The 8,537-nt window shown below is 67.8% G+C and carries 9 protein-coding genes and 2 pseudogenes; 7 read left to right on the plus strand and 4 right to left on the minus strand.

Features of this window, described 5'->3' with window-relative positions:
• The 6 genes and pseudogenes from AC2VOR_RS07825 to AC2VOR_RS07850 form a co-directional block, all read left to right on the plus strand.
• A pseudogene (locus tag AC2VOR_RS07825) lies at positions 1-87 on the plus strand (4-hydroxy-2-oxovalerate aldolase); the annotation flags it as partial.
• Between the two features lie 134 nt (positions 88-221).
• Positions 222-1,427 carry a PPE family protein gene (locus tag AC2VOR_RS07830; protein ID WP_369736756.1) on the plus strand — a complete coding sequence of 402 codons (1,206 nt, stop codon included), beginning with the start codon at positions 222-224 and terminating at the stop codon, positions 1,425-1,427.
• A 650-nt stretch (positions 1,428-2,077) separates the two neighbouring features.
• On the plus strand, positions 2,078-2,380 hold the full coding sequence (locus AC2VOR_RS07835; protein ID WP_369736757.1) for a hypothetical protein: 303 nt from the start codon (positions 2,078-2,080) through the stop codon (positions 2,378-2,380).
• Positions 2,381-2,468: 88 nt separating this feature from the next.
• Positions 2,469-3,608: a hypothetical protein gene (locus tag AC2VOR_RS07840; protein ID WP_369736758.1), complete on the plus strand. Its 1,140-nt coding sequence runs from the start codon at positions 2,469-2,471 to the stop codon at positions 3,606-3,608.
• 2 nt (positions 3,609-3,610) lie between these two features.
• Complete coding sequence (locus tag AC2VOR_RS07845; protein WP_369741410.1) at positions 3,611-4,393, plus strand: SDR family oxidoreductase; 783 nt, start codon at positions 3,611-3,613, stop codon at positions 4,391-4,393.
• The gene (locus AC2VOR_RS07850) at positions 4,393-5,547 is read left to right on the plus strand and encodes a sulfotransferase family protein (RefSeq protein ID WP_369736759.1); all 1,155 of its coding nucleotides are present in this window, start codon (positions 4,393-4,395) and stop codon (positions 5,545-5,547) included. The genes AC2VOR_RS07845 and AC2VOR_RS07850 overlap by 1 nt, the downstream gene beginning before the upstream one ends.
• A 191-nt stretch (positions 5,548-5,738) precedes the next feature.
• On the opposite strand, the gene AC2VOR_RS07855 is transcribed toward AC2VOR_RS07850, so the two are convergent.
• A complete protein-coding gene (locus AC2VOR_RS07855; protein ID WP_486963539.1) occupies positions 5,739-6,191 on the minus strand; it encodes a hypothetical protein in 453 nt (150 codons plus the stop codon).
• Positions 6,192-6,198: 7 nt separating this feature from the next.
• Positions 6,199-7,374 carry a 3-ketosteroid-9-alpha-monooxygenase, oxygenase component gene (locus AC2VOR_RS07860; RefSeq protein WP_369736760.1) on the minus strand — a complete coding sequence of 392 codons (1,176 nt, stop codon included), beginning with the start codon at positions 7,372-7,374 and terminating at the stop codon, positions 6,199-6,201.
• Between the two features lie 116 nt (positions 7,375-7,490).
• Here AC2VOR_RS07860 and AC2VOR_RS07865 point away from each other — a divergent pair.
• Positions 7,491-8,013 (plus strand): annotated as a pseudogene (locus AC2VOR_RS07865) (gamma carbonic anhydrase family protein).
• Here the strand turns inward: AC2VOR_RS07865 and AC2VOR_RS07870 are convergent.
• Positions 8,010-8,435 (minus strand): nuclear transport factor 2 family protein, encoded by a 426-nt coding sequence (locus tag AC2VOR_RS07870; protein WP_369736761.1) that lies wholly within the window; start codon positions 8,433-8,435, stop codon positions 8,010-8,012. The pseudogene AC2VOR_RS07865 and the gene AC2VOR_RS07870 overlap by 4 nt on opposite strands.
• Positions 8,432-8,537, minus strand: a 106-nt coding sequence (locus AC2VOR_RS07875; protein WP_486963540.1) for a hypothetical protein, incomplete at its 5' end; no start/stop codon positions are given. The genes AC2VOR_RS07875 and AC2VOR_RS07870, both read right to left, overlap by 4 nt.

Raw genomic sequence — 8,537 nt, forward strand, 5'->3', positions numbered from 1 at the left:
CTCATCGGCGGCCAAGAAGACCAACTCATCGACATCGCCCTGGAAATCAAACGCGAACAGGACAGCGGGACAGCCGCCACACATTGACCACGTCGTCAATTTGCTGGTGTGACCCAGCCCACTAGCTGGATTTATTCAAGTCTGGTGGAAAACGGGTGATTCTGAGCCCGGATTGTCCTACCTTCGTATTAACGACCGCCAGTCGGCATTAGGGGAGTCCGATGAGTTTCATGACGTTGCCACCGGAGATCAACTCTCTGCTGATGTACTCCGGTGCGGGGTCGGCTCCGATGCTGCAGGCTGCGGCGGCCTGGAACGGGTTGGCCAGCGAGTTGGCCTCCGCCGCGCAGTCTTTTGCGTCGGTGACTTCCACATTGGCGGGGCAGGCGTGGCAGGGTGCGGCGGCGCGGGCGATGGCCGCGGCGGCGGCACCATACGCCGGGTGGTTGAATGCCGCGGCTTCCCAGGCGGCCAGTGCGGCGGCTCAGGCCCAGGCGGTGGCAAACGAGTTCGAGACCGCGCTGACGGCCATGGTCCACCCGCTGGCGGTGGAGGCCAACCGCAACAGTCTGGTGAACCTGGTGATGTCGAACCTGTTCGGGCAGAATTGGCCGGCTATCGCGCAGACCGAGTTCAATTACGCGGAAATGTGGGCGCAGGACGTGTCCGCGATGGTGGGTTATCACGGTGGGGCCTCGGCGGCGGCCGCGCAACTGACGTCGGGGCAGGCATTGATGCCGCCGATGCCGTTCTTGCCGGGCATGGGTGGTATGTCCGGTAGCGGCGGCACCGGTGCCGTGGGTACCGGCGGCGGCGCCATCGCCGGAGCCGGCGCCGCGAGCGCCGGCGGCACCGGCCAGACGGTCGGCAACGTGGGTGGCGGCATTGTGGGTGGCGGAGTCGTCGGTGCCGGGAGCGCCAACCTCGCTGCTGCGGCGGGTGGCGGAGGTGTCGCCGCCGTGACTCCCGACAGCGGTGCCGTGGCCGATGGAGGGACCGGGGCAGCCACCAGTGCCAACGCCGGCGGGGGTGTGGCCGGTGTCTCGAGCACCGGGACTGCCGGCTTCACCGGCGGCACCGCCGGCCTCGCGGGAACCGTCGGCATGGGAGCGATGATGGCCGCGCGGGTGGCTGGCTCGGCGTCTGCGGGCTCGGCGCCACCGCCCGCGGCGGAGGCGCCGGCACCGGGAACGGCCGCACAGTCGTCGCCGGAGGTCACGGCAGCGGTGGAAGCCCTCGAAGCGGAAGCCGTGGTGAGCACGCCGGCGGTGGGCACCCCGCTCGTCGCGACGTCGGCGGCGGCGGGCCCGGCTGCGGCCAACGCCCCGAAGGCCCCGACGAAAGCCCCCGCGGCCGAGGCCGAGGGCCAGCGCGAGCGGGTGGCGGTGGAAGCGGAACCGCCGGAACTCAAAACCGCGACCCGCTGATCCTTCCGGTCGGTTCGGATCTCAAGAGCACCGATACTGACGATTTTCCGTTGTTGCTGCGGATGGTTTCGCGCCGTCCATTTTGCCGACGACCGCGTCGGGTAAGGCTTACAAGTCCGAGGCACAGCCGAGCGATGGAAGCGCAACCCGATGACCGTGACCGCCCCCCATGTGCGCCGTGGCTTGTGCGGCAATCCTCGCCGGCGGTCTGCTCAGCGCCGCCGCCTCGACCGCGGCAGTGGCACCCGCGGCACACGCCGCGCCCGACCCGCGCAGCTCGAGCGCCCACGCCGGCCAGCCGAGTACGAGGCCGGACAGGACCAGCCCCTACCTGGCCGACCCCCCGGCGTCAACCAGCGGCTGACTCAAATTGCGCAGCAACCGCCCGCCCAGGCCAAAACCGACCTGCCCACCTACCTGTACAGCTTCTCGGCGTGGTACGGGACCTGCAGAGCATCCGCGCCCCACTGTCCGCCCAGCGCAACCAATGCGGCATGCAGGTGCCGCCATCGAACATCGTGATGGGGTTGGATCGTTCATGAACGGCTTCATGGCGTTCGGCGGTGGGCTGCCGTACGGCGGGTAGCGGCCGGCGGCGGCGCAGTTCGCGCCAGGATTGGTGCCGCGCGGACGCGGGTAACCTGGGCTGCATGACCGTGATTACGACTGCCGGTGGGCGCAGGGGCGGGGCTACCCGCGTCGTCGGGGCCGGCTTATTGGGCGCCATCGCGTCGATGGTGATCGCGCTGCCGGCGGCCACCGCGGCTCCCGAGTGCGATCAGACAGTGGGTAACTCCATCAACTCCTACCTGGAGCGCCATCCCGACCTGCACCAGCAGCTGATCGCCAAGTCGGAGGCGGAGGGCGACGGCGGCAACGTCATCACCTACCTGGAGCGGCATCCGGATGTGCGGCAGCATCTGATCGACCTGTCGCAGCAGTGCGTACCCTAGTGAGTCGGCCTCGTCGCTGAATGCCGCGCACGACGCGCGGGAACGTTCGCCATTGACGAAAAAGTAGAACACGTTCTAGCGTCTAGGCGTGTCCACAGACTCCTTTTCAGGCCCGCTCACCGCTGCCATCGCCGAAGCCGAGCAACTGGTCGCCGCCGCACCGCACATCGAGACCGAAGCGGATCTGCTCGAAGGACTGCAGTATCTGGCCGGCTGCATCGCCGGCTGCATGCATCTGGCCTTCGACTACGAGCGCGACCACCCGTTCCTGCAATCGGGGACCGGACCGTTCACCAAGATGGGCCTGGACAACCCCGACACCCTCTACTTCGGCACCCGGGTGCACGCCGGCCACGACTACGTCGTGATGGGCAGGCGCGGCACCACGACCGACCTCAGCTTTCAGCTGCTCGGCGGTGAGTACACCGACGACAACGTGCCGGCCAGCCAGGCCGCGTTCGACGACCGTGAGATCGAGATCGCCGTGGACGGCAGCTTCGAGTGGCGGGTGCGGCCGACCAGCCCCGGGCAACTGGTGATCCGCGAGGTGTACGCCGACTGGTCGGCGCAGCGTGGCACCTTGGCCATCTCCCGGTTGGACACCGCGGGCACCGCGCCACCGCCACTGACCCGCGAGACCATCGAAAAGCGTTATGCCACAGCCGCCAAGCAACTCGTCAACCGGGTCAAGACCTGGCTGCAGTTCCCGCAGTGGTTCTACCTCGACATCCCGGTGAACACCATGGTCGCGCCCCGGCTGACACCGGGCGGCCTGGCGACCCAGTACTCCTCGGTCGGCCATTTCGACCTGCGGCCCGACCAGGCGCTGGTGATCACTATCCCGGTGTCGGACGCACCCTACCTGGGCTTCCAGCTGGGCAGCATGTGGTACATCTCGCTGGACTACATCAACCACCAGACCTCGCTGAACAACACTCAGGCTCAAGCGGACCCGGACGGCAAGGTGCGCATCGTGGTCGCCGACCAGAATCCGGGCGTGACCAACTGGGTCGAAACCCTCGGTCACCGGCGTGGCATCCTGCAGTTCCGCTGGCAACGGGTCTCGCGCCCGGTCGCCGAGGCCGACGGGCCAACCGTCGAGCTGGTCGACTTCGACGCGGTACCGGACGCGTTGCCGCACTTCGAGCACAACAAGATCTCCGAGGACGAGTGGCGTGCGCGGATCACGCTGCGACAACAGCAAATTGCGGCCAGGATGCTGGGGTGAAGATGGCAGAGATGCTCAAGGACAAGGTAGTCGTCATCAGCGGCGTGGGGCCGGGGCTCGGTACCACGCTGGCGCACCGGTGCGCGAACGAAGGGGCCGACCTGGTGCTGGCGGCCCGTACCCCGGAACGGCTGGATGCCGTCGCCAAACAGGTCGGTGACACCGGGCACAAAGCGCTGTCGGTGCGCGCGGACATCACCGTCGACGACGAGGTGAACAACCTCGTCGAGACCACCATGGCGACCTACGGGAAGGTCGACGTGCTGATCAACAACGCTTTCCGGGTGCCGTCGATGAAACCCTTGGCCGGCACCAGTTTCCAGCACATCCGGGACGCGATCGAGCTGAGTGCGCTCGGGGCGTTGCGTCTCATCCAGGCGTTCACGCCCGCGCTGGAGAAGGCGAACGGATCGGTCGTCAACGTCAACTCCATGGTGCTGCGGCATTCGCAGGCCAAGTACGGCGCCTACAAGATGGCCAAGTCCACTCTGCTGGCCATGTCGCACTCGCTGGCCACCGAGCTCGGCGAGAAGGGAATCCGGGTCAACTCCGTTGCGCCCGGATATATCTGGGGTGACACGCTGCAGGCCTACTTCGAGCACCAGGCCGGCAAGTACGGCACCACGGTGGATCAGATCTACCAGGGGACCGCAGCCAATTCCGACCTGAAGCGGCTGCCCACCGAGGACGAGGTGGCCTCGGCGATCCTCTTCCTGGCAAGCGACCTGTCCAGCGGCATCACCGGGCAGACCCTGGACGTCAACTGCGGGGAGTACCACAGCTGATGACCGATCGGACCGGCCGGACCGACATCGGCACCGTCGAGGACCTGCACGCGTCGGCCACCAAGATGGTCGGGCTCGACGATTTCGGCGCCGACGACGACAACTACCGCGAAGCCCTGAGCGTGCTGCTGGACTCCTACCAGCGCGAGGCCGGCCTTACGGAGTTGGGCAGCAAGATGAATCGGTTCTTCCTGCGCGGCGCGCTGGTGGCCAGGCTGCTGTCGGAATCGGCGTGGAAGCAATACCCGCAGCACGCTGACGTCGTCATCGAACGGCCGATCTTTGTCACCGGGCTGGTGCGCACCGGAACGACGGCCCTGCACCGGCTGCTGGGTGCCGACCCGGCCCACCAGGGCCTGCACATGTGGCTCGCCGAGTTCCCCCAGCCGCGCCCGCCGCGCGACACCTGGGAGTCGAACCCGTTCTACAGCCAGCTCGACGCGCAATTCACCCGGCACCACCAGGAGAACCCCGGGTATACCGGGCTGCATTTCATGGCCGCCTACGAACTCGAGGAGTGCTGGCAGCTGCTGCGCCAGTCGCTGCACTCGGTGTCCTACGAGAGCCTGGCGCACCTGCCGAGCTACGCGAAATGGCTTTCCCAGCAGGACTGGACGCCGTCGTATCAGCGGCACCGCAGGAACCTCCAGCTGATCGGGCTCAACGACGCCGACAAGCGGTGGGTGCTCAAGAACCCCAGCCACCTGTTCGCGGTGGAGGCGTTGATGGCCACCTATCCCGATGCGCTCGTCATTCAGACCCACCGGCCCGTCGAGACGATCATGGCCTCGATGTGTTCACTGGCCCAGCACACCACCGAGGGTTGGTCGACGACGTTCGTGGGCGCCCAGATCGGCGCGGATTCGATGGAAACCTGGTCGCGCGGGCTCGAGCGGTTCAACACCGCGCGCGCCAAATACGACCCGGCCCAGTTCTACGACGTCGACTACCGCGACCTGATCGCCGACCCGTTGGGCACCGTTGCCGACATCTACCGGCACTTCGGTATCACGCTGACCGACGATGCGCGGGCGGCCATGGAGTCCAGCCACGCCGAGAGCCGGTCGGGCGAACGGGCGCCCAAACACACGTACTCGCTCGCCGACTACGGGCTGACCACGGAGATGGTCAGGGAGCGGTTCGCGGGGCTCTGACCTCAGCCGCCGGGGCCAGCGCTACGGGTTGTCGACTCGCCGTGTTTTCGGCGGTGACCACGGATATAACTCCGGATTCTTCAACCCGATCTCCTTCGCGTCCGGCCTGGGCGCGCTCGGGAGCATGACGGGGGGTTGGTCGCGGGAACGCCGTCGCGCGCGGTGGCACCGCTGGCCGGTGTGCCGCCGGCTCAGTCCTCGTCGGGGGCCGCGTCGAGGTAGCCTTCGGCAACGGCGTGTTCGATGCTGTCGCCGAGCTTGGGACACGAGCGCATGCGTGCGGAATCCCCGCCGGAGCCGCGGATTTCGGCGAAATACGCACAACGCTGCGACGCCTCGGTGGTCCACTGGACGGCGGTGTGGCCCGGTCCCGGCCGTCTCACATTCACCGTCACATGGCAGAAGCGGCAGTCGACCGGGCGCAATCCCGAGCTCAGGTAGCGCTCCCGGTCGGCGCGGCTGGCCTCGGCAACCGCGGCGGCGCGCCGCGGATCTTCACTGAAATCCCTTGATTTCGACCATGAGTCGAGCCCACCGCCCGGGCTGGCGGTCCCGTGGGCGTGGTCGTGGGCGTCACCGCGCAGCGAGAGCATCGATCGGGCGAGCCGATCGACGTCGGGTACCGTGGGGTGGTCCTCCGGCATGTTCGGTTCAGTGCTGCTCGGCGGGCACGTCGCCCGAAACGGGCTCGGCGCCGGCCACTTTGGCCTTGAGATTCTCCTGCACCTCGGCGTTCCAGTACTCGTTGGCGCGGGTGGTGTCCACCTCGATCTCGAAGCGCTCCACCATCTCCGGCTTGATGTCGGCGACGTCGACGTAGAACTGCTCGTACCAGCGGCGCAACTGGTAGACCGCGCCGTCTTCCTCGACCAGCAGCGGGTTGTCGATCCGGGTCTTGTGCCGCCAGATCTCGACATCCTGCAGGAAGCCCTTGCTGACACCCTCGGTGAACGTCTTGGACAGCTTGTCGGTCATGGCGTCGTCCATGCCCTTGGGCTTCTCCACGATGACGCCCCACTGCAGGACGAAGGAGTTCTGCGTCACCGGGTAGTGGCAGTTGATCAGGATCGACTCGGCCTTGTAGCCGCCGTAGCTGTTGTGCAGCCAGTTGATCATGAACGACGGCCCGAAGTAGGACGCCTCCGAGTCCAGGTGCGCCTCGCCGTAGGAGGTGCCCAGGTCGTTGACGTCCGGCCGGCCCACGTTGTGCAGGTACTGCGAGGCGATGTGGCCCTCGAAGACGTTCTTGAAGTACGTCGGCAGGCCGAAATGGATGTAGAAGAAGTGCGCCATGTCGGTGACGTTGTCGATGATGTCGCGGCAGTTCGATCCCTCGATGTGGATGCTGTTCCACCGCCAGTCCGTCCACTCGTCGCTGGCGGCCTCGGGGATGTCGGGAATCCGGACCGCGGGGTCGGGGGGATTGCCCTCGTGGTCGTGCCAGACGAACAGCAGGCCGCCGCGCACGTCGGTCGTCCAGGCCCGGGTGCGCGCCGTCTTGGGCGTGCGCTTGGCGTACGGCACCAGCTTGCAGCGCCCGTCGCCGCCCCAGCGCCAGTCGTGGAAGGGGCAGGCGACCTCGTCGCCCTTGATCGTGCCCTCAGACAGGTCCCCGCCCATGTGCCGGCAGTAAGCGTCGAGGACCTTCACCTGACCTTGGGAGTCGGCGAAGACCACCAGCTTGGTGCCGAACGCCCGCACAGCGTGCGGCTTCCCGTCCAGGTAGTCCTTCGCGACGCCCAGGCAGTGCCAGCCGCGGGCGTACCTGGTCGGCAGTGCGCCGGAGTCGATCTCCCGGATGCCGACCGCATTGGTGTCGGTAGTCACCTGTCACCTCCAACTCGCGGGCCTCTAACTAGAACACGTTACAGTTTTACGCCGGGCGTGCGCAATGACGGCGGTTCTGAGCACCGAATATTCATCCGGGGCGTATGTCTGAGCGGATGCCGCTGTTTTCTTTCGAGGGCCGCGCGCCCCGGGTCGACCCCACCGCGTTCGTGGCCCCGACAGCCACCCTGATCGGGGACGTCACGGTCGAGGGGGGTGTCGGTATGGTTCAACGCCGTGCTGCGCGGCGACTACGGCCCGATCGTCGTGCGGGAGGGCGCCAACGTGCAGGACGGGTCGGTGTTGCACGCGCCGCCCGGCATCCCCGTGGACATCGGCCCGGGGGCGACGGTGGCGCACCTGTGTGTCATCCACGGCGTCCACGTCGGGCCCGAGGCGCTGATCGCCAACCACGCCACCGTCCTCGACGGCGCGGTCATCGGCGCGCGCAGCCTGATCGCGGCCCACTCGCTGGTGACGGCCGGCACCCAGATCCCGGCCGGCATGCTGGCCGTCGGGGCGCCGGCCCAGGTCAAGGGGCCGGTCGCCGGCACGGGCGCCGAGATGTGGGTCAACCTGAACCCGCAGGCCTATCGGGAGCTGGCTCAGCGGCACCCGGCCGGCCTGAAGCCGATCTAAACCTTGCGGGTGCTGACGGCCGCGCGGTCCATCTCCCAGTAGGCGCGCAAGGCCACCATCTCGCCCTCGTCGTTCGCCTTGTAGGTGAACACGCCCTCGGCGGTGGTCTGGTATTCGCCGGTCGTGATGAGGATGTGCCCGACGTTGGCCTCCTCGTTCCCGCACTGGTAGGTGTCGCGGAAGACGAACTCGATCCTGGTGGTCGGCGCGATGGCCTTGTCCCAGAACGCCGAGATCGCGTCGCGCCCGCGGTGTCCCTTGCCCTCCGGGTCGAAGGCGGACGGGCCGATGGGATCCTCGACGATGGCATCCTCGGCGAACACCGCCAGCCACGCGTCCTTGTCGCGGGCCATGACCGCCTCCCGGGACCGGCGGCCGGCCTCGTGCGCGGGGTGCGCGACCGTCGCCGGGGTCTCGGTCATGCGTCCACCCGCTCCGGCTTGTCCGCGCCGACCACCCACATGGAGTAGTACTGCGAGCCGCCACCGTAGGCGTGCCCCAACGCCTTTCGGGCGCCGGGCACC

The organism is Mycobacterium sp. TH-M103, assembly GCF_057473785.1.